This window comes from Butyricimonas muris (assembly GCF_046365375.1).
GTDB lineage: Bacteria > Bacteroidota > Bacteroidia > Bacteroidales > Marinifilaceae > Butyricimonas > Butyricimonas muris.
In genome coordinates, this window is sequence record NZ_JBKEIT010000005.1 from 56,706 (window position 1) to 82,183 (window position 25,478).

The 25,478-nt window shown below is 39.1% G+C and carries 20 protein-coding genes and 1 pseudogene; 13 read left to right on the top strand and 8 right to left on the bottom strand.

The features are described 5' to 3' along the window. Nucleotides 1-11: 11 nt before the first annotated feature. From ACK8P8_RS09580 to ACK8P8_RS09620, 9 genes are all read left to right on the top strand, one after another. Nucleotides 12-725: an OmpA/MotB family protein gene (locus tag ACK8P8_RS09580; protein ID WP_369858802.1), complete on the top strand. Its 714-nt coding sequence runs from the start codon at nt 12-14 to the stop codon at nt 723-725. A gap of 262 nt (nt 726-987) precedes the next feature. After that, nucleotides 988-1,893 carry a sugar-transfer associated ATP-grasp domain-containing protein gene (locus ACK8P8_RS09585; protein WP_369858803.1) on the top strand — a complete coding sequence of 302 codons (906 nt, stop codon included), beginning with the start codon at nt 988-990 and terminating at the stop codon, nt 1,891-1,893. Nucleotides 1,894-1,904: 11 nt separating this feature from the next. Beyond that, nucleotides 1,905-2,549 (top strand): acyltransferase, encoded by a 645-nt coding sequence (locus ACK8P8_RS09590; protein WP_099293568.1) that lies wholly within the window; start codon nt 1,905-1,907, stop codon nt 2,547-2,549. After that, nucleotides 2,546-3,355 (top strand): class I SAM-dependent methyltransferase, encoded by an 810-nt coding sequence (locus ACK8P8_RS09595; protein ID WP_369858804.1) that lies wholly within the window; start codon nt 2,546-2,548, stop codon nt 3,353-3,355. Before ACK8P8_RS09590 ends, ACK8P8_RS09595 begins: the two co-directional genes overlap by 4 nt. Beyond that, entirely contained in the window at nt 3,333-4,409 is a 1,077-nt protein-coding gene (locus ACK8P8_RS09600; protein WP_369858805.1) for a glycosyltransferase family protein, read from the top strand. The genes ACK8P8_RS09595 and ACK8P8_RS09600 overlap by 23 nt, the downstream gene beginning before the upstream one ends. Then, the gene (locus ACK8P8_RS09605; RefSeq protein WP_369858806.1) at nt 4,406-5,845 is read left to right on the top strand and encodes a lipopolysaccharide biosynthesis protein; all 1,440 of its coding nucleotides are present in this window, start codon (nt 4,406-4,408) and stop codon (nt 5,843-5,845) included. Before ACK8P8_RS09600 ends, ACK8P8_RS09605 begins: the two co-directional genes overlap by 4 nt. Then, on the top strand, nt 5,842-6,954 hold the full coding sequence (locus ACK8P8_RS09610; RefSeq protein WP_369858807.1) for a glycosyltransferase family protein: 1,113 nt from the start codon (nt 5,842-5,844) through the stop codon (nt 6,952-6,954). Before ACK8P8_RS09605 ends, ACK8P8_RS09610 begins: the two co-directional genes overlap by 4 nt. Next, nucleotides 6,951-8,105, top strand: coding sequence for a glycosyltransferase family 4 protein (locus tag ACK8P8_RS09615; RefSeq protein WP_369858808.1), 1,155 nt, complete (start codon nt 6,951-6,953; stop codon nt 8,103-8,105). Before ACK8P8_RS09610 ends, ACK8P8_RS09615 begins: the two co-directional genes overlap by 4 nt. A 2-nt stretch (nt 8,106-8,107) precedes the next feature. Further along, a complete protein-coding gene (locus tag ACK8P8_RS09620; protein WP_176555125.1) occupies nt 8,108-8,956 on the top strand; it encodes a glycosyltransferase family 2 protein in 849 nt (282 codons plus the stop codon). Between the two features lie 196 nt (nt 8,957-9,152). Here ACK8P8_RS09620 and ACK8P8_RS09625 read toward each other — a convergent pair whose 3' ends face one another. The 3 genes and pseudogenes from ACK8P8_RS09625 to ACK8P8_RS09635 form a co-directional block, all read right to left on the bottom strand. After that, nucleotides 9,153-10,772 carry a CotH kinase family protein gene (locus tag ACK8P8_RS09625; RefSeq protein ID WP_369858809.1) on the bottom strand — a complete coding sequence of 540 codons (1,620 nt, stop codon included), beginning with the start codon at nt 10,770-10,772 and terminating at the stop codon, nt 9,153-9,155. A gap of 434 nt (nt 10,773-11,206) precedes the next feature. Then, nucleotides 11,207-11,416, bottom strand: a complete 210-nt coding sequence (locus ACK8P8_RS09630) for a Fic family protein (protein ID WP_369858810.1) — start codon at nt 11,414-11,416, stop codon at nt 11,207-11,209. 52 nt (nt 11,417-11,468) lie between these two features. Continuing rightward, a pseudogene (locus tag ACK8P8_RS09635) lies at nt 11,469-12,739 on the bottom strand (RNA/DNA-binding domain-containing protein); the annotation flags it as partial. Between the two features lie 295 nt (nt 12,740-13,034). On the opposite strand from ACK8P8_RS09635, the gene ACK8P8_RS09640 reads away from it, so the two are divergent. The 4 genes from ACK8P8_RS09640 to ACK8P8_RS09655 all read left to right on the top strand — a co-directional run bounded on the left by ACK8P8_RS09640 (nt 13,035) and on the right by ACK8P8_RS09655 (nt 18,692). After that, nucleotides 13,035-14,126, top strand: a complete 1,092-nt coding sequence (locus ACK8P8_RS09640) for an endonuclease/exonuclease/phosphatase family protein (protein ID WP_369858811.1) — start codon at nt 13,035-13,037, stop codon at nt 14,124-14,126. An 81-nt stretch (nt 14,127-14,207) separates the two neighbouring features. Then, nucleotides 14,208-16,415, top strand: a complete 2,208-nt coding sequence (locus tag ACK8P8_RS09645; protein ID WP_369858812.1) for an LruC domain-containing protein — start codon at nt 14,208-14,210, stop codon at nt 16,413-16,415. A gap of 7 nt (nt 16,416-16,422) precedes the next feature. Beyond that, on the top strand, nt 16,423-17,499 hold the full coding sequence (locus ACK8P8_RS09650; protein WP_227215864.1) for an endonuclease/exonuclease/phosphatase family protein: 1,077 nt from the start codon (nt 16,423-16,425) through the stop codon (nt 17,497-17,499). 5 nt (nt 17,500-17,504) lie between these two features. Then, on the top strand, nt 17,505-18,692 hold the full coding sequence (locus ACK8P8_RS09655; RefSeq protein ID WP_369858813.1) for a glycosyltransferase family 2 protein: 1,188 nt from the start codon (nt 17,505-17,507) through the stop codon (nt 18,690-18,692). 33 nt (nt 18,693-18,725) lie between these two features. Here the strand turns inward: ACK8P8_RS09655 and ACK8P8_RS09660 are convergent, their stop codons facing one another. From ACK8P8_RS09660 to ACK8P8_RS09680, 5 genes are all read right to left on the bottom strand, one after another. After that, complete coding sequence (locus tag ACK8P8_RS09660) at nt 18,726-19,856, bottom strand: LruC domain-containing protein (protein WP_369858814.1); 1,131 nt, start codon at nt 19,854-19,856, stop codon at nt 18,726-18,728. A 37-nt stretch (nt 19,857-19,893) separates the two neighbouring features. Beyond that, complete coding sequence (locus ACK8P8_RS09665; protein WP_186976341.1) at nt 19,894-20,826, bottom strand: UDP-glucuronic acid decarboxylase family protein; 933 nt, start codon at nt 20,824-20,826, stop codon at nt 19,894-19,896. A gap of 101 nt (nt 20,827-20,927) precedes the next feature. Continuing rightward, nucleotides 20,928-22,538 (bottom strand): ABC-F family ATP-binding cassette domain-containing protein, encoded by a 1,611-nt coding sequence (locus ACK8P8_RS09670; RefSeq protein ID WP_099293587.1) that lies wholly within the window; start codon nt 22,536-22,538, stop codon nt 20,928-20,930. A gap of 37 nt (nt 22,539-22,575) precedes the next feature. Next, on the bottom strand, nt 22,576-23,430 hold the full coding sequence (gene rfbD / locus ACK8P8_RS09675; RefSeq protein ID WP_099293588.1) for a dTDP-4-dehydrorhamnose reductase: 855 nt from the start codon (nt 23,428-23,430) through the stop codon (nt 22,576-22,578). A gap of 87 nt (nt 23,431-23,517) precedes the next feature. Then, complete coding sequence (locus tag ACK8P8_RS09680; protein WP_369858815.1) at nt 23,518-25,473, bottom strand: polysaccharide biosynthesis protein; 1,956 nt, start codon at nt 25,471-25,473, stop codon at nt 23,518-23,520. Nucleotides 25,474-25,478 lie beyond the last annotated feature (5 nt).

Genomic DNA, 25,478 nt, shown 5'->3' on the forward strand with positions numbered 1-25,478 from the left:
ATTTGTAAATCATGAAGATATTTAAATCATCAAAAGAAGAAAACCAATGGATGTCAATCTCGGATTTGATGTCTGTACTCATGATTATCTTTCTTTTTATTTCCATCGTGTACATGAGAAGTGTAAGTCAAAAAAATAATCAAATAACCTCCATAGCACAGACGTATGAAAAAACACAAGTGGAAATTACTCATAATTTAAAGGAGGAATTCGCAAAGAATCTCCAGATTTGGAATGCAGTTCTGGACTCATTAACTCTTTCCATCCGTTTCGAGAATCCCGAAATTCTATTTAAAGTGGGAAGTGCAGAATTGAACAATCATTTTAAAGGCATCCTAGACAGTTTTTTCCCTCGTTTTATACAAATCCTGACTGACACAAAATACAAAAAGTATATTGAGGAAATTCGTATCGAAGGACATACTTCCAGTGAATGGCAGGGAGAATCCTCTTCCCGACAAGCTTATTTCAACAACATGGAACTCTCTCAAGACAGGACACGTAAAGTTTTGGAATACGTGTTATCCCAAATAAAGGATGAAGAACTATTCATTTGGACAAAAAACAGACTAACTGCTAACGGTTTGTCTTCCAGTAAACTTATACACAATAACGATCAGACTGAAAATCAAGAACGCTCACGGCGAGTTGAATTCAAAATAAAGACCAATGCCGAACAACAAATCATTAATATTTTGGAACAGAGTAAACGACTGAATAATTAACAACACAACCATTATCGTCATGTCATTCGTAAAAAAAACATTATATTTTTTTATAAAAAAGAGCTCTGAAAAGTCACATAGGCTTTATTTTCAGCTAAAAAACAATTATTATATCGAGCAATATCATAACTGTACACAGAAAAAGACACCTAAAAGAATTCATAAAGAAATGAATGAACTTTGGAAATATTGGAAAGTATATCCTATACAATATTTCCGATATAGCATGTATCGAGCTGATTGCAATTTGAATATAATTGAAATGAAAAATTATATCCCTGATTATTTTGCCTATTATTTGCTATATCCCAAATCATTCAAAGAAAGGAATACACTTTGTGAGGATAAATTTCTCTTTTACACTATTTGTCAAGGATTAAAAATAAATCAGCCGAAAACAATTCTCTACACGAAAAATAATTCATTTTTAGACGATAACCAAAATATTATCACTCCGCAAGAAGCTTTTGCCATCATTCAAAAAACAGATGCTGATAAAATTTTCATTAAACCCAGATTCGGAGTTGGCGGTATGGATATTCATATATTCAGTAAAATCGAGAATAATGTATTTATCAACAAGCAAGATAATTCAATCATAAATCCGGAGTATATAAATAAAATCACTCTACAAGATTACATCATCCAAATAGGATTAAGACAACATCCGATCATGAATGAAATCTACCCGCACTCTATAAACACATTTAGAATTGTAACGGAATACATCAATAATTCTGATATAAAAATCTTGTTCGTCTTATTAAGAATGGGACACCATGGAATGGAAATAGATAACGCAACATCGGGTGGATTATACACGAAGATTGTACCCGACAACGGAGAACTTTATAAATATGCATTATCAAACAACCAAGACAAATTTCTATTTCACCCCTATACTAATTTTAAATTCGAAGGTTTCCGCATCCCTTTTTGGAATGAAATCATTGAATTTACTAAAAATATCGCTTTCAAATTTAGTGATATAAAATACATCGGTTGGGATATTGCATATACCGTAAACGGTCCAGTTGTCATTGAAGCTAATAATGGACCAGACATAAGTATCTTACAAGATTTTTACGGTGGTCTCAAGAATGATTTCGGGATAAACTCCCCGAAAGATTTTTGGTATTCAGATGATTATGGAATAAAGGATTTATAAAACATTGGCGCATGATTGACAAAATCAAAACAATCTTAAAAGAGAAAACAACAATTAGGAAATTTGTCATGTGGCTAATTACTCCAGCCAATCATCCAAAACCTCGCTTTTGGATCAGATTATTTATCAATCCCTTTATACACAAAAAGGGGAAGGGCGCAATTATTCGAAGACGGAGATCCCGAATTGATGTTTTCCCGTGGAATCAATTCTCTGTTGGCGAAGAAGCTCTCGTGGAAGATTTTACTACAATAAATAACGGAGCTGGCAATGTTATTATAGGAAACCACGCACGTGTTGGCATCGGCTCTGTCCTCATAGGTCCTGTACGTTTGGGAAATAAAGTTGGATTAGGACAACATGTATTTATTTCTGGTTTCAACCATGGATATGAAGACGGTTCCCGAGATTCTAACGAACAACCTCTAGTAAAAAAAGAAGTTATCATTGACGAAGAATCCCATATTGGTGCAAATTCCGTTGTTGTCGCAGGAGTCCATATTGGTAAAAGATGCCAGATCGGAGCAGGGAGTGTTGTAACAAAAGATATTCCAGACTATTCTGTGGCTGTAGGAAATCCGGCTAAAATCATTAAACAGTATAATCCACAAAAAAAGAAATGGGAAAGTATATACCATAAAACTATTGCCAAATGAGAACTCGCAGACCAACAGACAGATGGGATTTATCCATACAAAAAAAAGATCGAGTACTCGAGGTCGGTCCCGGACATAATCCTTTTTTTCGTTCCAATGTTATTGTGGACAAGTACGTGAATGATAATACACATCGGTGCGGAGATATCAAGATATACGCACATCAACAATTTGTACATGCAGATGGAGAGCACTTACCCTTTAAAGATAAAGAGTTTGACTATGTTATTTGCAACCAAGTATTAGAACACGTGGATAATCCAGCATCATTTATACAAGAAATCTGTCGGGTTGGGAAACGCGGATATATGGAAACACCTAGTCTTATCGGGGAATTCCTATTTCCTAAAGAAGCACACAAATGGGTAATTCTGGATATTGATGATAAACTAGTCTTATACGACAAAAATTTAGTTCCCGGAAATTATAAGAACAACTATGGAGAACTATTCCTCAACTATCTGCCCTATCAATCATTACCCTACAAATTATTGGGCTTGACGGAAGGGGAACTAATGATCAATCGTTACGAATGGGAAAATAACATTGATTTTATCATTAACCCCCAAGACATGTATTATCTTCCTTTTTTTACTCAAAAATGGGATCGGACGATGGTTGAAAAACTATTTCCTCCCCGTAATGTTTTTAGCGAAATAAGGAAAGTATGTTCAAGTAGTTATCACCTAATAAAAGGAAAAATAAGACAACGATTTATACGAGGGAAAGAATGTCTGACACTTGAACAATATCTCAAGAACCAAGATCAAAATCCACCACATCATGAAAGTACTGATCGTTTTTGAAAATAAAAACGTTGACAATCTGTTTGTCCCGATTCTTTGCAGAGGTTTGCAAGCCATAGGTATAGAATTAGAATGCTCTGTCAAGAAATTTTGGAGTGAAGATACATTTTATGACATTATCCATTTTCAATGGCCGGAAGAGATCATCGGTTGGAATAACCAAAATGCGCATAAAATCCAACAACTAAAAGAAAGAATTGCATTTTTAAAAAATCGAGGTACCAAATTTGTGTACACCCGCCATAATTCACGTCCCCATTACTACAATGCCATAACATATACCGCATACGACATTATCGAATCATCCTGCGATACAATTGTTCACATGGGACAATTCAGTTACAATGAATTTAAGCAACAATATCCTCAAAGTCATAATGTGATCATTCCTCATCATATATATGAAAATACTTACAATGAAAATATCTCAAAAGAAGAAGCCCGTGAAAAATTAGGTTTATCCCCAGATAAATTTATTATAACAGCTTTCGGCAAATTCAGACTTAAAGAAGAAATATCCATCGTCATAAAATCATTTTTGAAATTCAAATGCAAAAATAAATATTTACTCGCTCCTCGACTTTTACCTTTCTCTCCACACGCTCGAAACAAAAATTTATACAAGAGATATATTTCAAAACTCTTGTATCATACAAGTAAATTCATTTGTAATTTGTATTCCATTCAAGCGGACAATAATGAAAAAATTATTAGTAATCAAGCTCTTCCCTATTACATTATTGCTTCTGATCTATTGTTCATTCAACGAAAAAGAATACTTAACTCAGGTAACTTGCCTTTGGGATTTTTATTTAAAAAAATTGTAGTCGGTCCTGACTATGGTAACATTGGTGAAATTTTAAAAGAAAGCGGTAATCCGATATTTACCCCTGACAATACGGGATCCATTGTTCAGGCATTAACCCAAGGGTATAGTCTGGCACAGACACATAAAGGCAAAGAAAACTATTTATACGCCAAACAACATTTTTCACTACAATATATATCTGAACTTTATCGTCAAACTTATACAGACTTAACTCAACGACCATGACTTCAATAAAAAAAGACCTCCTTTCAGGTGTGTTCTACACGGCAATTGCAAAATACTCCGGCATCCTTATATCACTAGTGATTGCCGGAATTCTTGCTCGCTTGATCGCACCCGAAGAATTCGGAATTGTAGCAGTGGTCACGGTTATTATTTCTTTTTTCAGCATATTCAGTGATCTGGGTGTTGCCCCCGCTATCATACAGAACAAAACACTCCAACAAGAAGATTTAACACGCATATTTTCATTTACAATTTGGAGTGGTTCAATTCTAACAATCCTATTTTTCTTGTGTTCATGGCCAATCTCGATATTCTACAAACAACCAAGCATGGTTGCAATAACCCAATTACTATCCATAAACTTATTCTTTGCATCGGCAAACATTGTACCCAACGCATTGCTATACAAAACAAAATCTTTCAAATTTATAGCGTGGAGAAGTCTTGGCGTACAAATAGCAGGCGGAACGATTGCCATTATAGCGGCTCTTTGCGGAGCAGGGCTTTATGCCCTAATTATAAACCCCATTTTTTCCAGTATTTTGCTTTTTATCATATCCTACCGTAAATATCCTCAACGATTGGAAATGACGTGGGGCATCACATCCATGAAAAAGATATTCAAATTTTCAGCTTACCAATTCATGTTCAATATTATAAATTATTTCAGCCGGAATCTTGACAAACTCCTTATCGGAAGATACATGGATATGTCCGCCCTTGGTTATTACGAGAAATCTTATCGGCTTATGATGCTTCCGTTACAGAACATCACACATGTAATCACCCCCGTAATGCATCCTGTTTTTTCAGACTATCAACATGACTTAAACCGATTGGCAACTTCTTACGAAAAAATCATCCGTTTGTTGGCTTTTATCGGATTGCCTCTATCTGTCTTTCTCTGGTTTTCCGCACGGGAAATCACATTAATTGTATTCGGAGAACAATGGCTCCCCTCTGTCCCCGTATTTCAGATATTATCTATTTCTGTCGGAATACAAATTATCATGTCCACATCAGGATCCATTTTCCAAGCCTCCAATGATACACGCAGCTTGTTTTTCTGCGGGTTATTTTCCTCAATAATCAATGTAACGGGTATCTGCATCGGTCTTTTTGTTTTCAAAACCCTTGAAGCGATATCTTGGTGTATTACAATAACATTTTCAATCAGTTTTCTACAATGCTATATGCAAATGTATTACATCACATTCCAACGCACGATAATTCATTTTGGGAAGCAATTATTCTCTCCACTTCTACTCGCCGGAATTGTATTTCTAGCATTATATATAATAACACCTGTTATAGACAACACTCCGCAATTAATCAACTTGCTCATAAAAGGTGGTATCTTTATAACTATCGGCGTTAGCTATATTCTTGCCACGAAAGAATATAATTTATTAAAGCTATTAAAATCTAAAATATGAAAACATTATTCCTTATTTTTCATGGATTTCAGGAGGCTAATGGAATTAGTAAAAAAATTCAATATCAAGTACAAGCACTTAAAGCAAATGGCATGGAAACTCATCTTTGCTATTTAACAGATGAACAAGGGACAAAACGTCGCATGATAGACCACCAAGTTTTAGTAGACTATGGAAACGGTTTAAGGGGAAAACTATATAAACGCTTCGAGTACAATTCTATCGCAAATTATGCTATTAAAAATCACTTTGAATTAATATATATTCGCTCCGGGCATAATGCAAATCCTTTTACGATTAGACTAGTACGCAAAATGAAAAAGGCAGGAATACGTATTGTTATGGAAATTCCGACATACCCGTACGATCAAGAATATATCGTTCCTTTCATGAAATTACAATTATTCCTAGATAAATGTTTCAGGAAACAATTTGCAAAATATTTAGATCAAATCATTACATTTTCTAACTATAAGACCATATTTGGAGTACCGACATTACAGCTTTCTAACGGAATAGATTTCAATGAAATTTCAGTGAAAAAACAAATAAATGACACATCGTACCAAATTCACTTGATCGGGGTTGCCGAAATTCATTACTGGCACGGATATGACCGTTTACTACAAGGATTAGCTATTTATTATGCTACACAAGTTCAATATAAGGTATATTTTCATATAGTAGGAGAATTTACCGGACAACGGGAACGGGATGAATGTATCCCGATTATTAAAAAAAATCACCTAGAACCCTATGTTATTCTTCACGGACAACAACACGGAGAAACTCTTGATCTACTTTTCGAACAATGCGACTTGGGTATCGGTAGTCTAGGACGCCATAGAACGGGAATCACGAATATCAAAACCCTTAAAAACAGAGAATACGCAGCAAGAGGGATTCCGTTTATCTATTCTGAAATAGATGAAGATTTTGAAAACATGCCTTATATCTTGAAAATCCCCGCAAATGAAGAAGCAGTGGATATAGAAAAACTTCTCACATTTTACAAGCAACTGCATACAACTCCGCAGGGTATAAGAAATTCTATCCAATCGCTTTCATGGAATAACCAAATGAAAAAAGTTATTGATTCTGTTATATGAAAAAGAAAATAGCTTACTGTATACCGGGGCTACATTATCCCAGTGGTATGGAACGAGTCCTTACCCTAAAGGCAAATTATCTGGCAGCACAACCGGATAAATATGATGTATATATTATTCTTACCGAAGGAAAGAATACCCCCCCGTACTACTCTCTGTTACCAAATATCCATATTATCCAACTTGATATAAATTTTGACCAACTGTATGTAGTTTCTCCGATAAAAAAGATATTCGGATATTTTCAAAAACAAAAATTGTTCAAACGCAAATTAACCGATTGTCTAAAACATATACAACCGGACATCACGATTTCCTTACTTCGCCGTGAAATTAATTTCATCAATAAGATTAACGATGGTAGTATCAAGATAGGCGAAATTCATTTCAGTAAAGCGAATTATCGAGATTTTAAAAATAACAATCTTCCCGAAGGTATTCAAAAAATAATTGGTACTCTATGGATGAAACAACTTGTCAAAGAATTAAAAAAACTCCAGAAATTCATTGTACTCAGCGAAGAAGATAAAGAAAAATGGACAGAATTAAACAATATCTCGGTTATTCATAATCCCCTATCTTTCTACCCGAAACAATCATCTTCCTGTACAAACAAAAAAATTATCGCCGTGGGAAGATATGTTCCCCAAAAAGGGTTCGATTTATTAATCAACAGTTGGAAAATTATATCTTCAAAACACCCTGATTGGACTTTATCTATTTATGGAGATGGTATGCGTGAAGAATTACAAAATCAAATAAATTCCTTGAATTTACAAACAACTTGTATTTTAGAGCCTTCAGTCGCAAATATTACAGATAAATACATGGAAAGTTCGATTTTTGTTTTAAGTTCCCGATACGAGGGATTTGGTATGGTAATTATTGAAGCAATGGCATGTGGTGTACCACCTGTTGCATTTACTTGTCCATGTGGTCCAAAAGATATCATACACGATTATCAAGATGGATTTCTAGTAGAAAATGGAAACATTGAACAATTAGCCGAAAAAATATGCTATTTAATTGAACATGAAGAAGAACGAAGGCAAATGGGAAAACTCGCGAAAGAGAATGTTCAACGTTTCAAAATAGAGTATATCGGACGTCAATGGGAAAACTTATTTCAGGAACTAATAAACAATCATTAATTATGACTTGGTACAAGAAATATCTCTCCGTTTATGAAAAACCATTACAGGAAGCCCCTCAAGAGGTTATTCAGGAAATAAAAACAAAAATCAATAAACTGCAAAGTGATACACCACTAGTATCCGTGGTAGTCATAGCATATAACGAAGAAAAACACTTACTTGCAAACCTTTGGTCATTGAGCGATAGTGTATGCAAATATCCTATAGAAATAATTGGGGTTGATAATGACTCTAAAGACAGAACTGCCGAGATCTTTAAAATGACCAGTGTTCCCTATTTCACGGAATATCAACACAGCTGTGGGTACGCTCGCCGTTGCGGATTAAATCATGCACGAGGGAAGTATTACATTTGTATCGATTCCGACACCATGTATCCTCCTAAATATGTCGAAACACTCGTTAAGGTATTAGAAAAGCCCGGAATTGTTGCTGTATCTTCTCTTTGGAGCTACATACCAGACAAACAACACCCGTGGTTAGGAGTGAAAATATACGAATTTATACGAGATTCCTATCTATTCCTACAATCTTTCAAACGTCCGGAGCTCAGTGTGCGTGGTCTTGTATTTGCATATAACATTGAATACGGACGAAAGGTCGGTTATCGTGTAGACATAATACGTGGAGAAGATGGCTCCATGGCAGGGCATTTAAAAAAATATGGAAAAATCCATTTTCTACACACCCGTAAGGCACGGGCTGTTACAGGCTACGGAACAGTGGGAAATGATGGTTCATTTTTTAATAGCTTTAAAGTCAGAGCTATAAAAGCATTCAAGAATATTGAAACTTTATTCACGAAAAAAGAAGGATATGAAGACGAGGAATCCAATTTAATAAAATGAGTTTATAAAATACCCCCAATCCCAATAAACACACTGAACCTATTTCACGTCTAGCAAACTTGAACTATTTTTAATTATAACATATCCTATAAATGTATTACAAAAGAAAAACAGTAGATTTCTACAAAAACGAATCTACTGTTTTTTAGTATTAACTGATTATTCCTAGCTTACTGTTCTAAAATAATAAAATCTATCACCACTGTTCTATTTGACTATCAATCCAAGCAAGGCGAGTGGCATAATTCGTTTTCAAGCGCTCAACGGCTTCTTCCCAAGAAAGCAATTCATCTTTATTCGACCCACTTCCAATTGACCAAATTTCCCAATTACGGGAAGCCGATATTACTAGAGCATTTTTCTCCGTATCAATAAATTCTCCTACAGTTTCAAATGATTTTTTATATTGTTTCCACCGTTCCTTAGCTCGAGCCTTAAATCCCGGATCAGAAAAAAGTCTCTTATACCATAAATTACGATTGCTATACGCTGGATCATTTAAGTCAACCTCGTAGTCATAGTGCATAAACTCGCGAGTACTCCCTTGAAATGTCGTAAGATCAAAATCCCATAATGGACCTGCACAAAGTTTACCTCCGGCATCTTTATACATATAGCAACTACCAGGCAATTTTGTATCACGATTTTCCGTGAGTTCTACTACAATCCACCAATCAATAAATGAATCAATATCAATCAAATCCCGATAAGTAACATCAACAGACTCCGCATCATAGAGCAAACCTTCAACTTGATTTATATAATTTGAAATATAAGTTTTCTGAGCGGACGTTAATAAATCCTCGTCAGGATTTTTAATATTCACGGGTAATTGTCGACGCTGAGTGTGGAAATAATTTTCCTCTACATAACGATCGAATTCAAGCAAATAACCAACTTGTTCCGGAGACATTCCACTCTCGGCTTCTGTTATATTCACCCGATTCTTATCAACACGTATTTGTTCCGTCAGTAAATAGTTACCGACAAATTTACCGTTTAAAATCACATCAACATAGCGAGTATCCGGAGTCCATGATAACTTCGTCAAGCGCCCTAAATGATAAGCCACTCTATTTCGTAGTAATGTACGGTCACCTGCATTGGCCAGCAGTACCCAACGTTTATGTTTGTTCATCCCCATAAGTGACGCTTTATCAGAAAGCTTCATGTTATAAGGTTTCTTTGGTTGTCCCCATGAATTATGTCCGCGTCCTTTGATTTCCATCTTCCCCGAATACAAATCATAATCACTTTGTTGTGGATCAAATACCATGCGTCCTTTTACCCAAACCTCTTTCGAATCAATGACTTTTTCATCATCTGTCATAAGAGCTAATACAGGAAATCCTGAATAACTATCAGACGGATTAGTTACCATTAGAGTAAAATCTCGATGTTCTCCATGTGACGTATAAAGTCGAAAAATTACTTTACGAGTAAAATCGTTGACAGTAACACCACTCTCTTGTTTAACTCCGTTTACCGTAACACTATCAGCAACGATACTGAACGCAACTCTTAGCTTTGAAAGATCTGCTTGGTAATTTTCAATTATTGCAGACCATTCTGTACTATCAGCGTTAGGAGTAAAAGTTATCTTCCCGTAAATAAATTCATTTTCTTCCGGTCGAAACGCTAATGATTCGATTTTTAGATTCTCAACTCGTTCCGCTGAATCAACGGGATCATCATCGTCTGGCTCCTTCTTATCTAACCCCTTAACACATGAAAAAAGAATTAGAGGAAATAAACACAGTAACAAACGCACATGTCTTTTTCTAAAAAAGACACTTTTAACATCCATAATTTTCATAATAGGCAAGTTTAAGACTACAAATATCGGTATTTATTTTTTTAATAAAAACTATATAGCTGGAATTACATCATTCGAAACAATAACAATTCTTAGAAACAATAAAATCAATTAACTCTAATACATGAATTCCAAATGATCATCACTACCTACCGAGAACCCAATACATTCCCAAAGAAGACCTAGGGAAGACATCCCTATTGAACGGTGTATGAGCAGTTCCGCTCCAATGTTTCTATATGAAAGATTATAGGATGTCCAGAGGATAAACGGAGGAAGAACGAAAGAGGGGTATGATTAGGGTAGGACTTCAATGGGTTCTCTGTGGGTTCTCTGTATGATATTCCTTGAAAGACATTACCCCAAATTCAAATAAAAATAGCAGATGGTTTAATTTCATCAAAAAGGAAGTTTTTGACAATCACTCATTTTCATCAACCACCCAACAAATCTTTCCCTAATACAGTAGTTATAAATTTCTGCGTGGGGCTATTAGGAGAATTGGGTTCTGTATTCTGCAAATATCCTTTATTTACAAGAGGTTTGATGTATTTCTTGTAATTATCTGAATGATATTTCAAATTGAGATGTTCTAAAATCTCGCGTCTGGAATGAGCAATCAAACAATATTCCAAGATGATCAACTCTGTTGTTACTCTGTCGTGTTACTCTGTCGTTACCTTGTCGTTCATTTGTGGAAAGGATTGTTTCTACACCTTCACGACAAGGTATATCAATCAAAAAATAAGTACGGTCAGGGTCTGTTTCAATAATAGCTCGTGGCGAACCATTCTTGCGAAGTTCGTCTTGTATGGTTGGAATACCTGTGCTTCTACCTTCTGTCAAGTCTAACTCTTTCAAAAAGTCGCCTAAACGACGATTACGATATCTTCGTGAACGCAACACTTCCCCTTCCCGAATGGCTTCAATGGTAACAGAACGGTCTGGTCCCGAATAACTCAATATAGAAACTTTATCGGGTTCAATGGTAATCTCCACAGGTTCACGTTCCTGATAATCGCGATGATACAATGCATTAACAACCGCTTCTTCCAAAGCTTGATAGGGGTAATTGAAGTATCGGATTGACTCGGCACGGTCTTTTAGCTTTACCACATATTCACGTATGAAAGTACGCAAATAGTTCAGTGTCTCTTTTATCATCTGTGGCACAGTACCTGTTATAACCGGAGCCTCATAAAAATTATTCGGGTTTTGAACACGTCCTTCCGGGAATACCACAATTTCTACACGCGTGATAGGAAAGAACTTTTGAAGTTCTTCGCAAAACATCATAGCGGTAACATTTTTCAAGTATCTACGTTCTGTTGATCCTTCATAAAGATTCATCTGATCCAAAGTTTTGTCTAACTCTTGCGCATTAAAACTTTTCACAAGACGACTACCAACCTTTTTTAAGTGATCGTAAACCAATACAGGCGAAATATCATCAAGCGTAATATCAGGATTGCCCCAGTCATCAAATGGTGTACGGTTAGCCAATTCACGCAATTGGTCGAGTATTTCCCCCTTTGCCTCTATAGAGCTACTACCACTACGAATGTAAAACTTCGGTCTGCTATGCTTGGAAGTTACATCCTCCATCACGCTAAACGGACGATTTACTCCACTTGGCACCCAAATGACGAGGAGTGATTTGCCATCAACCTCTTCAACTGATGTACGTGGCATATAGTATGGTTCTATTTTATTATTGAAGCCAACTATATCTCTTAAAATCTTATCAATGGATTCTTCCGATACACCAGTCACGGGACGTTTGGCAATACCGTTCTCTTCCTCCACACCTAAAAGGATGTATCCTCCACCAAGATTATCCAAATCATTAGCAAAAGCACAAATCGAATGATAAATTTTGAAGGATTCCATCCCTTTTTAAATTCTATTCGATTGCCTTCTACTTTATTTTTGGACAACAGGTCATTTATATTTATCGGTAATGCCATAGTTTCAATATTTACATTCTATCGCAAAAATAACGATGCAAAGATAGTGATTTTCTCAAGCAAGTGAATAAAAGAAAAATTATTTGGCTTTTTAATCGAGAGAGCACTTCATTTTCTTGGACGATTGGTATTCTTGGGGTTTCCCTCTAACAAGTCGTGTATATTAGGTATTCTCGGTTCATTGACGAGTTGAATCTGCGATATTAAATTTTAAACTGCAGATTAGCCAATTTACGCCAATATTGCTAACTTTGCACCGTGTATGACAAACTCAGATTATTTCAAATTGTAGAAAATGGCCGCATTAAGGTTCTTCTTTTACTTATTGATGAAACCCGCAACCCTCGGTATGGCATTCATCGGAATTTCCGGTGTGTTTGCGCCGTATACCAACCCGAATAGTTGGTGGATTCCGGCGCTGGCAGGATTATTTATGCCCGGCATTATTTTCGCGAATTTATATCTTTTCATTTTTTGGGCTATTTGCAAAAAATGGTGGGTACTCCTGCCACTTATCACAATCATATGTAATTACAATTATTTTACGGGAATATTTCAATCTCCATGGAAAGAAGATATCCCCTATATAAAAGACAACGAAATAACCATTGCCAGTTATAACGTGGAAGGATTTTTCTGGATCGCACGTAACGTGAAATACAATATAAAAAAAATAGTTGAAGATAATCAGATCGATATCTTATGTATTCAAGAACACTGCGAAGAACCTCAACAAGACTCAATAGCGATAAAGAAACGATTCGGTCTACCCTACCGATGTGTATTTTTTAACAGACAAGAGGCATGGGCTAATTTCGGAATCACGATTTATAGCCGCTACCCTATCATTCGATACGGGGAAATTGATTTCAATTCAAAACAGAACAATAGCATGTGGGCGGATATTCTAATTAAAGGAGATACAATCCGTGTTTTTAATAATCACTTACAAACCACAAATGTCAGTCCCAACAGCAAAAAATATGAAAAATATAAAAGCGTCAAAGATTGGAAAGGTCAGGCACGCACGTTGGTAACCATCGTGGAGCAACTAAAAGAAAATTTCAATATACGAGCCAATCAATCCATACAAGTCAGACAAATCATTGACACCACCCGCTATCCCGTTATTGTATGCGGCGACTTCAATGATACTCCTGTATCTTTTGCCTACAACCATATTGCCGGAAAAAATATAACAGACGGATTTCGGGACAGAGGAAAAGGATACGGACATTCATTCAATGGCATCAAAGGATTGCTACGGATAGATTTTATCGGTTATGACGAATCATTTATCGGGTTGGAATATCAATCCCCCAGCCTCTCGTGGAGTGACCATAACCCGATTATCATGAAAATCGAATTAAAAAAGCATCGTATATAATAAAATTCTTTCAATCCATTCAAAATTCATGCTAAATAGCGTATATTTGCATCATAATAAATGTATTATAAAAGGACGGCGATGAATTACAAGATATTTATATATGTATTAGCGGTAGCTATGGTTATTTTCACAGGGTGCCGCAAAGATGTATTTGACTCGGAGGCTCTTGGAAGGGATTATTTTATAGAAAATATCCCGGAAGGTTTTGATTGGACTACCTCTTCATCAATACAAGTAGAAATCACACCCTCGGATAATTACGCGGGTACCTACTTGTACACGATTGATTTTTTTGACAAAAATCCTATCGCGGACAGCTCCGCCAATCTATTAGGAAGCGGTTGGTGTTCGGGCAAACAGCCACTGGAAAAAAGCATTATTATCCCCGATGCCCAAGCCGATCTTTTCGTTTGCCAAACAACTCCCGGGGGACGCCGTAGTGTCATGCAGGTTCCTATCGAGAACAATCGCGTTATTTGTAACTTTTCGCGAGCTATCGACAATGTGGCACAAAATCGCACCCTATCTCTATTAGCAAATTCCGATGAGTTTGAAATACCGGAAATTCCCGCAGATGTGATAGAAATCACAGGAAAAAATAACCGACTCGAATCCGGACGTAATTATATTATCCGAGGAGAATACACGGGAGAACTGAATTTTAACAATGAAAAAAATATTTCCCTATACGTTACGGGAATATGGAATAACACCGCGAAATCCACAAAATTAGAAGTAAACACGAATATCTACGTGATAAATAACGGTAAAATATTCTCCCGGGAAGAATGGGATATTCAAGTATACAGCAATTCTAATCTCGCCATAGCTAAAGGTTGCCAATTCGGGGATAAAGATCATGACGATATTTCCATCAGATTGAATAGCGGAATTTTCCTAAACGAGGGACTTGTCTATATGGAAGATATCTACACGGATCAATCCAACACGTTGATTAAAAACAGCGGTGAATTTCATCTAGATAAATTGGAAGCAACGACAGCTATCACCATCAACAATGCCGATGGAGGAAAGTTATATATCGAAGAATTGGAAATCGGAAACGCTACATTTATTAATCAATGTTATGCCGAGATTGAAGAAATGGAATTAAATTACGGTTCTTCCTTGACCATCGCATCAGGGTGTGCGGTGAAATGCGAAAAATTAAACGTCAACGGGGCAAAAATCACGTTAGCGAGTAATTCTCTACTCGAAGTAACCGACGAGGCTGAATTTAAAGGAGCAGCCAGCAGTATCGGAAGAACGGGTAGTGATTTTGCCCTATTCAAAACCCGTAAGATTAAGAGTAACGAATATTGGCAGTTTCTGACATTCAGCGGACAGCTTTACGTGGAATGGGAAAAAATAGAATCCAATAGCCAATTCTACAAGTTTATCCCACCCGCACAACTCGTGGACTCAAAAAAAGGCTCTTTGATAGACATCCCGGCAAGTGAATGTAGCCAAGGAAATGATTATCAACCGGAGGAACCGGAAGAACCGGAATTTCCACGACAAGTAACACTCACGAAGAGTTATACTTTTGCTTCGGAAGACCTTTATCCCAGCCCGGGGGATTTTGACATGAACGATATCGTGCTCGGCATGGATTCAGTCACGTACAATTATGTTGAAAAAGATAGAATAAGTTACATGATCTGGCATTGTACGTTAAGAGCCGTTGGGGCGACACGACAATCTGGAGCAGCTATTCAACTGGATGGACTAAAAGATGAGAATATTCAAAAAATAACTTATTCTAAAGAACTTTCTCTAGGGAATTTCAACATAAATTCCAACGGTACGGAAAGCAAACAAACGTATGCTGTCGTTCCGTTGTTTGACAACGCACACAGAACACTAGGATGTGATAACACATCAACTATCTTGAACGCGATCAGTAAATCACCACAATGGATAAATGATGTCCCGTTCAATTCCTTTGACGTGAAAATTGAATTCACTTCTCCTGTAGAGGAGCTTGCCATTCGTATCGACAACATGAATTATTTCGCCATTATCGGTACAAAAACACCAAGAACGGAAATACACTTACCTCATTATAATCACACCGATCTCAGTAGCGCCCCTAAAGTCTTACAAGAAGTCACGAAAGACTACATGTGGACGATCCGAGTCCCCGGAATATTCCGCTACTCGCATGAATGGACCAGTATACTTGAGGCGTACCCGGAATTCAAACCTTGGGTACAAAGTGGGGGAAATTCCAACAAAGAATGGTATAATAATCCGATAGAAGAAAATTTATACCGGAAGAAGTAACAATATAATGGCAGCACTCAGATATTTTTTCTCCCTCTTGATGATTCCGGTCAGTTTTGTGGCGGCGGGGATCAGTATTGCCGCGTACATGGCGGGACAAACTAACCCGAACGAATCGACATGGATCACGTTTATCGGTTTAGCCATGCCTGTCGTTTTAATCATAAACCTCGTTATACTCGTCTATTGGATTATCGGCAAGAGGTGGTGGGCAATTGTTCCTGTCGCGGCTATCTTTCTTAATATCGGCTATCTCACGTCTATTTTCCAAGTTACGGTTTCATCGCCGGAAACCCCAAACGGCAAATTACCCATACGCCTCGCCAGTTATAACGCGGGTAAATTCAAATCGTGGGAGAAGTTCGAAACACAACACTATATCTCCGAATTTCTGAAAAACGATCATGTAGACATTGCTTGTTTCTTAGAATACCGGGAAGACACGAAAATCAACGCAGAAACTTTATCCCGGCTATTGAATCTACCGTATCATGCCGTGACGTATTTACCCGGTTCTACCACGTTGGGAATAGGTATTTTCAGCAAATACCCTATCCTGCAATCCGGCAAAATACCTTTAAACTCCGCGACAAATGATGCCATGTGGACTGATATTCAAGTCGGCGAGCAAACGATAAGAGTGATTAGTTGCCATTTGCAAACGACCAATTTCAGCGGGAAACGCAAACTACTGGATGATCCGGTATTCCAAAACACGGATATACAACAAAAAGAAGAAGTAGTACTGGATATCACGCAAGAACTATCCAAAAACTTCAAACTCAGAGCCACGCAAGCCGATATCGTGCGACAAGTTATCGACACGACAGGTGTCCCGACCATCGTGTGCGGGGACTTTAACGATACTCCGTCGTCATACACCTATCACCGTATCAAAGGAGAACTGAAAGATAGTTTCAAGACAAGCGGAAACGGTTACGCTTACACGTTCCGGGGTTTGCATCGGCTGTTGCGAATTGATTTCATCTTCTATTCCGACGAATTGAAATGTATAGACTACTACTCCCCGGAAAAGGAGTGGAGTGACCACAATCCGGTTACCAGTGAGTTTTATCTAAAATAACAGACATGATACAGTTTCTTCAAATATTATTCTGGATTTCCATTTTCATCGTGTTCTACACTTTTATCGGGTACGGGATACTGCTATATATACTCGTCAAATTCAAGGGAAAACGACATCCGGCACAACCATTGGCACTTCCGGAGAATCTTCCCGACGTGACGCTTTTTATCGCCGCCTATAATGAAGAAAAGATCGTCAAGGCAAAGATGGATAATTGTATGCAACTCGATTACCCGAAGGATAAACTTAACGTGGTTTGGATCACGGACGGTTCGACAGACATGACAAACAGTATGTTGAGAGTCTACCCCGACATAACTGTATCTTTTTCCCCGGAACGTAAAGGCAAAACTGCCGCACTCAACAGAGGAATGCAATATATAGAAACACCTTACACTGTTTTCACGGATGCCAATACGATGCTCAATGCCGACGCTATTCTGGAAATTGTACGATGCTTCACGGATACAAAGGTCGGTTGTGTTGCCGGAGAGAAGCGTATTGAAGTAAAAGACAAAGACAACGCGGCTTCCGGGGGCGAAGGCTTCTATTGGCGTTATGAATCAAAACTAAAAGCGTGGGATTCAAGATTATATTCCGCGGTAGGTGCAGCCGGAGAGTTATTTGCCATTCGGACGGAATTATTCGTCCCGATGGCGGAAGATACTTTACTCGACGATTTTATTCTCTCTTTACGCATTGCCATGCAGGGGTACAAAATAGCTTATTGTGACAAAGCATACGCCATAGAATCCGGTTCTGCTAACATTGAAGAGGAACAAAAACGAAAGGTACGCATTGCCGCGGGAGGGCTTCAATCTATCCGACGGCTACGCCCTCTTCTTAATCCTTTCCGTTACGGGCTCCTCTCTTTTCAATATATCTCACACCGGGTGTTACGCTGGTCTATCACTCCCATTCTCCTTTTCCTGCTATTACCCGTGAATCTGATTCTGGTACTCGCAACACATTTTACCCCGTTATATAGTGTTATTTTTGTACTTCAAGTTATTTTCTACCTGTTAGCTTGGACAGGGGCATCACTTGCCAGAAAACAAATCAAAGTAAAGATACTGTTTATCCCGTACTACTTCACTTTCATGAACTTGAATGTACTGAAAGGATTCTTCTACTTGAAAAAGCATAAGGGGAAAGGAACTTGGGAAAAAGCAAACAGGGCAGATTCGTAAATCCGCCCTGTCCTATCAATAATGATATTACTATTAATAAACTAAATCCGAATTATAATTAAAACTCCACTCATCTTGTGTTTCAAAGCCTGCTTCGCCATTCACCCATTTCTCAAAGTCAGGATAAGCGTCATAAATCGCCTTACTCTCTTGCGGATATTTTAACGGAGTATCGAGAATCAATGCCCAAACCCAATTTTCCGGAGAAGAAAAATTTCTATTATTACCGTGATGCAACAATTCGGGCTCCATCTTTGCCGTTGCCGGACGCCCTTTCACGTGTACTTCTTTGCCTCTTGTACCAAAAGTAACGAACAAGTCCATCATATTCCCCGCATTGTCCGGTTCCAATTGGATTTCGGTTAATTTCGGTTTCTGGGAAAACTCGATTTTTATTACTACTTCCTCCGCGTCAAATCGCGGTAAATTGCGATCGGTATTCAAAATACCACCTTCTTTCCCAAAACAAGAATACAAGTTTCCGATCAACGGGACAATATATTCTTCCCCCTCTTCATTACCTTTCTTGTTTAGAGTAAACATTTCATCCTCCATGAATACTTGTCCGCTGACTTTGTTCACAGCCAAATGTTTCATAGATTTATTGACAAAGTTAAGAGCAAGTCCTACTTGCTTGTAAGCAGCACCACCCATAGCTACCGGTTTGATCCATATAGTCAGTGATTTCACTTCTTTCCCATTATTATTATCACTGATAGTCTCGTATCCTAATCTAAAATTAAATACGACATCATTCATATCCAAATCTCCCAACCAAGGAAAAATATCTTCAACCATCATACTCGCCCAATACCCCTCACCCGGATAATAAATCATCCGGTGCCCGTTAGGAACCTCATCACCCGGCGCTCTTGCAATAGAGTACGCCATAGCTGAAGATTTCACTTTCAATTCCCCACCTTTAATCCCCGTCGTAAATGTATATTCGCCCGCTTCAAGTCCATCCCCGATCAATAACTCTTCACCGTTCTTTACCAAATAAACTGACGAAGGTTTATCCAGTTTCAGATCTTGTCTTTCTAAAGTTTTCCAGTTAAAATCTAACGGAACAACCAAATCCTTATCCCCACCTTTATAAGGACCGTCTTTGTGGCATGCTGTGAATAACACCCCTAAAACTAAACAGCACAATAAATTTCTCATAATTACCTTTTTATCAAAAAATAAAAAACACCAAATACTACATCACCGATTCAAAATAATCGATGGTTTTCAATAATCCTTCTTTCAAAGGTATCGTAGGTTCCCAGTTTAATTTTGTTTTTGCCAGAGTGATATCCGGCTTTCTCTTTCTCGGATCATCCTCCGGAAGTATCTTGTACACGATTTTAGATTTCGAACCCGTTAACTCCAGTACCAGATGAGCCAATTCCAACATCGTGAACTCTCCCGGATTCCCTATATTTACAGGTCCGGTAAACTCGTCTTCCGTTGCCATCATCCGTATCATTCCTTCAATCAGGTCATCCACGTACTGGAAACTCCGTGTTTGAGTACCGTCACCGTATATTTCAATGTCTTTCCCGGATAAAGCATTTACGATGAAATTCGATACCACACGCCCGTCATTCTCTGACATTCTGGGACCATAAGTATTAAAAATACGAACAATCTTTACAACAACTTCCGATTGACGGTGATAATCCATGCACAATGTTTCGGCACATCGTTTTCCCTCATCATAACAAGAACGCTTTCCTATGGGATTCACGTTCCCCCAATAACTCTCTTGCTGCGGATGAATGACAGGATCGCCATATACTTCACTGGTTGAAGCTTGGAGCAATTTGGCTCCCGCTCCTTTCGCCAATTCCAGCATATTCACCATTCCCAACACGGAAGTATTAATCGTCTTTACCGGATCATATTGATAATGAATCGGAGATGCTGGACAAGCCAGATTATAGATTTCATCCACGTTCTTTATATAAGGCCAGATAACATCCCTCTCTGCCAATTCAAAATTCGGAAGTTCCATCAAATGACTAATATTCTCCCTCGTTCCCGTGAAGAAATTGTCCAAACATACCACATGACTACCCGATTGAATCAATCGGTCACACAGATGCGATCCTAAAAAACCGGCACCACCGGTCACTAATACACACTTCATATATCCTCAACTATATTGAGTACAAATATATGAAAAATATTCGAAAACCATACAACATAGTATGATTTTCGAATATTCAAATAGTAACCTAATTTATAAAATCAATACATTTGATTCAATTGCTCTTTGATCTTCTCGTTGGTGATATAATCGTCGAAATCCATTCGCTTGTCAATCATACCCGCGGGAGTCAGTTCAATAATCCGGTTACACACGGTTTGTATGATCTCGTGGTCATGCGAATTCATCAAGACTACCCCTTTGAACGCAACCAATGTGTTGTTAAATGCTTGTATGGACTCCAAATCCAAGTGGTTCGCCGGAGAGTCCAGCACCAGTACATTCGCGTTAGTCAACATCATCTTGGCAATCATACAACGCATTTTCTCTCCCCCGGACAATACTTTTACACGTTTGTATATATCTTCACCGGAGAACAGCATCTTCCCAAGGAAACCTCTCAAGAAAGTTTCGCTCGTGTCGGCAGAATATTGCCCCAACCAATCCACCAAGGTCATATCCGTCTGGAAATACGCCGAATTATCCAAAGGCAAATAAGCATTCGTGATGGTTACACCCCACGTGAAACTACCCGTATCCGGTTTATCATTGCCCGTGAGTATTTCCAACAATGCCGTCATCGCTCTCGGATCACGGGACAGGAAAGCAATCTTATCCCCCTTCTCCACGGTAAATTCGACATCTTTGAACAAAGTTTGTCCATCCACGGTCTTACTCAAATTCCGGACATCCAGAATACGGTCGCCCACCTCCCGTTCCGGGGTAAAAATAATACCCGGGTATTTACGCGTAGAAGGCATGATCTCCTCGACATTCAACTTTTCCAACATCTTTTTGCGACTGGTCGTCTGTTTGGACTTCGCCACGTTAGCGCTGAAACGAGAAATAAATTCCTGTAATTCTTTTTTCTTCTCCTCGGCTTTTTTGTTCTTGGCTTGAGCCTGACGCAACGCTAATTGGCTTGACTCGTACCAAAAACTATAATTACCCGCGAACAACTGTATCTTACCGAAATCAATATCCACGGAATGGGTACAAACGGCATCCAAGAAGTGGCGGTCATGCGACACGACTAAAACGGTATTCTCGTAATTCGCCAAATAATTCTCCAACCACATCACTGTTTCCAAGTCCAAATCATTCGTGGGCTCGTCCAGTAACAAATTATCCGGTTTGCCAAACAGCGCTTGTGCCAACAACACCCGCACTTTTTGCTTACCGCTTATATCTTTCATCAATGAATAATGCAGATTCTCTTTGATCCCCAACCCACTCAACAAGTTAGCGGCATCACTCTCGGCATTCCAGCCGTCCATCCCGGCAAATTGTTCTTCCAACTCGGCTGCACGGATACCATCCTCATCAGAGAAATCCTCTTTCATGTAAATGGCATTCTTTTCCTGCATGACTTTCCATAAAGAGGAATGTCCCTGCAACACGGTATCCAACACGGTACACTCGTCAAACGCGAAGTGATCCTGTTTCAACACGGACAACCGTTCCCCGGGACCAAACATGACCGTACCTCTTGTCGGGTCCAATTCCCCGCTCAATATCCTTAAAAAAGTAGATTTTCCGGCACCGTTAGCACCTATCACACCATAACAATTGCCCGGGGTAAACTTTAAATTCACATCCCGAAACAACGTCCTTTTCCCAAATTGAATCTCTAAATCCGAAACTGTAATCATTTTTTCCTTTTTCTAAAAACGCCCGCGAAGGTACGCGTTAAAAAGTTGCCATGCAAGTTTTTAATGCATCTCTCCAATCCCGGATTTCCAGTTCAAACGTATCTTTAATTTTCTTTTTATCCAAAACAGAGTAAGCAGGGCGTTTCGCCTTAACGGGATACTCGGCGGTCGTTACCGGATTGACTTTACAATCCGCTCCCGCGAGAGCCACGATCTCTTTCGCGAAATCATACCAAGTACAGCCCCCCTCGTTCGTGAAATGATATATTCCTTCCCATTCGGGCAAATCCTCGTTTTCCATGATTTTAATGATCGCTTCTGCCAGATCGCCGGCATACGTCGGCGTGCCCCACTGATCATTCACCACGTTTATCTCGTCCCGCTCATTCGCCAAACGGGCTATTGTCTTCACGAAATTATGACCGTAAGCAGAATATAACCATGCCGTACGGATGATAATATACATACAACCCGATTTCTTTATAGCTTCTTCCCCTTCCAATTTTGTCCGACCGTACACGGTTTGCGGATTCGTGGCACTCTTCTCGGTGTAAGGTTGGTCTGCCGTGCCGTCAAACACGTAATCCGTCGAAATATGAAGCAATATACAATCATGTTGCAATGCTGCATTTGCCAAGTTGGCCACGGCATCACGGTTAATCTTGGCTGCACGCTCCTCGTCATCTTCTGCCTGATCCACGGCGGTATAAGCCGCACAATTGATAATCGTGTCTATTTCATGTGTTTCAATAAACGACGATACCGCTTTCGCGCTCGTGATATCCAATTCCTCCACGTCCGTGTAAAACACGTCGTCCAATAACGAAAAACTTCTATTTCTTAACTCGGTTCCGAGTTGTCCGTTCGCTCCTGTAACTAATATATTAGCCATAAACCTTTCTGATTTTAGATTTTAAATTTTAGATTTTAGATTCCAACCGCACAAGGCGAGAACTCAACTACCCCCTCCGACTCTCCCTTACACAGGGGGAGTAAGGAGGGGCTTATCAAACTTCTCGAACTCGGAATTTTTACTGACAAACTCCGGGACGATGTCTTTCATCATCTTTACCATCTCCGGGATATTCACCAATGCTGCCAATTCATTCAATACATCCAACTCTTTGGCAACTTCCTTGTAATTATACTCTCTCACCTTGGCTACCCGAATTTTATCGTGCGCCGTGGGCAAAGTATTCTCCTTATTGCTCAACAACTCCTCGTATAGCTTTTCCCCCGGTCTTAATCCCGTGTATATGATAGAGATATCTTTATCCGGATTAAAACCCGACAATTCGATCATCTTCCGTGCCATATCAGCTATCTTAACCGGACGTCCCATTTCAAATATATAAATCTCTCCGCCTTTTCCCATGATACCCGCTTCCATCACGAGACGGCAGGCCTCCGGTATCGTCATAAAATAACGGATGATATCGGGGTGCGTCACCGTCACGGGACCTCCATTACGAATCTGTTCCCTGAATCTCGGGATTACCGATCCGTTAGAACCTAACACGTTCCCGAACCGTGTCGTGATAAAACGTGTGATTCCCTCGTGTTCTCCATCCCGGATAGCGACACTAAGGCTTTGCACGTAAATTTCCGCCAAACGCTTGGAAGCCCCCATCACGTTCGTGGGGTTCACCGCCTTATCCGTCGATACCATGACAAACTGTTCTACCCCGTAACGAACGGCATGATCCGCCACGTTCATCGTACCGTACACGTTTACTCGTACAGCCTCACAGGGATTCAACTCCATCAAGGGTACGTGCTTATACGCTGCCGCGTGGAACACAACCTGAGGACGATAATTCCGGAACACGAAATCCACCCGTTCCTTAGATCTCACGTCGCCTATCACCGGCACAAAACGAGTGTTAGGGAATTTATCCGTGAATTCCAGTTGGATGTTATGCATCGGCGTTTCGGCAGAATCAAAAAATATCAATTGCTTTATATTGAAACGAGTCAACTGACGGCACAATTCGCTTCCGATTGAACCCGCGGCACCTGTCACCATAACCACTTTCCCGTCGAGTCCCTCGCCGATCTCTTTCATACTAATCTTGATCTCGTCACGCCCCAACAATTCTTCCAGACGGATTTCTTTCATCTGGGGACGAGGTAATTGCCCGTCATTCACTTCTTCCACGGATGGCAATACCAACATTTCCATTCCCAACTTCTGGCAATAATTCACCAACCGTTTCTGTTCTTCCTGTGCTGTCCGATAATTAGGAAACACGATCCCTTCTATTCTCAATCGCTTCACCAAACGGCTGAAAGCTTCTTCCCCCGTGACGAAATAAACGTTTTCTCCCGATAAACGGTAATGTTTATAACGTTTCCCTATCGTGAGGTACCCCGCCACCTTGTAAGAGGGTAAAAAACTATTGGACACGGCATTACTCAATGAAGCACTGCAATCATCCATACCATAAATCAACACCCGTTTCTGTCCCCCGTTTACCCGTACTTTCAAGAAATCATACATAGTCACGAGCAATACGCGAACAGATACCAGAGCCACCGTCGTTGTCATCATATCCAAGATTCCTCCCAGTATCAGACGCCAACCGGAAATCTCCGGGTATATCACGTGTACCAAAGGATACAAAATCACGACTTTCAATAACATGGCTATTCCTAATCGCCATGTTTCCCGTAAAGTTGTAAAACGCATCACCATGCGATGCGAATGTAATACGGCAAAAGATAACGCGCTGATTATCGCCGCAAAAATAGCCAGCCACCCGACAACAGACCAGCTTACCGGCTCTTCTCTCACGAAACGGACGAACCAATAGGCAAAGACCGTCACCCCGGTGGATATCAGCACATCACACCCCATCACGATCCAACGGCTAAGATAACGTGTGTGCACGATCTTGGCAGCCAATCCGTTCTGTCCAAATAAAAAATTCTTCATTCTAT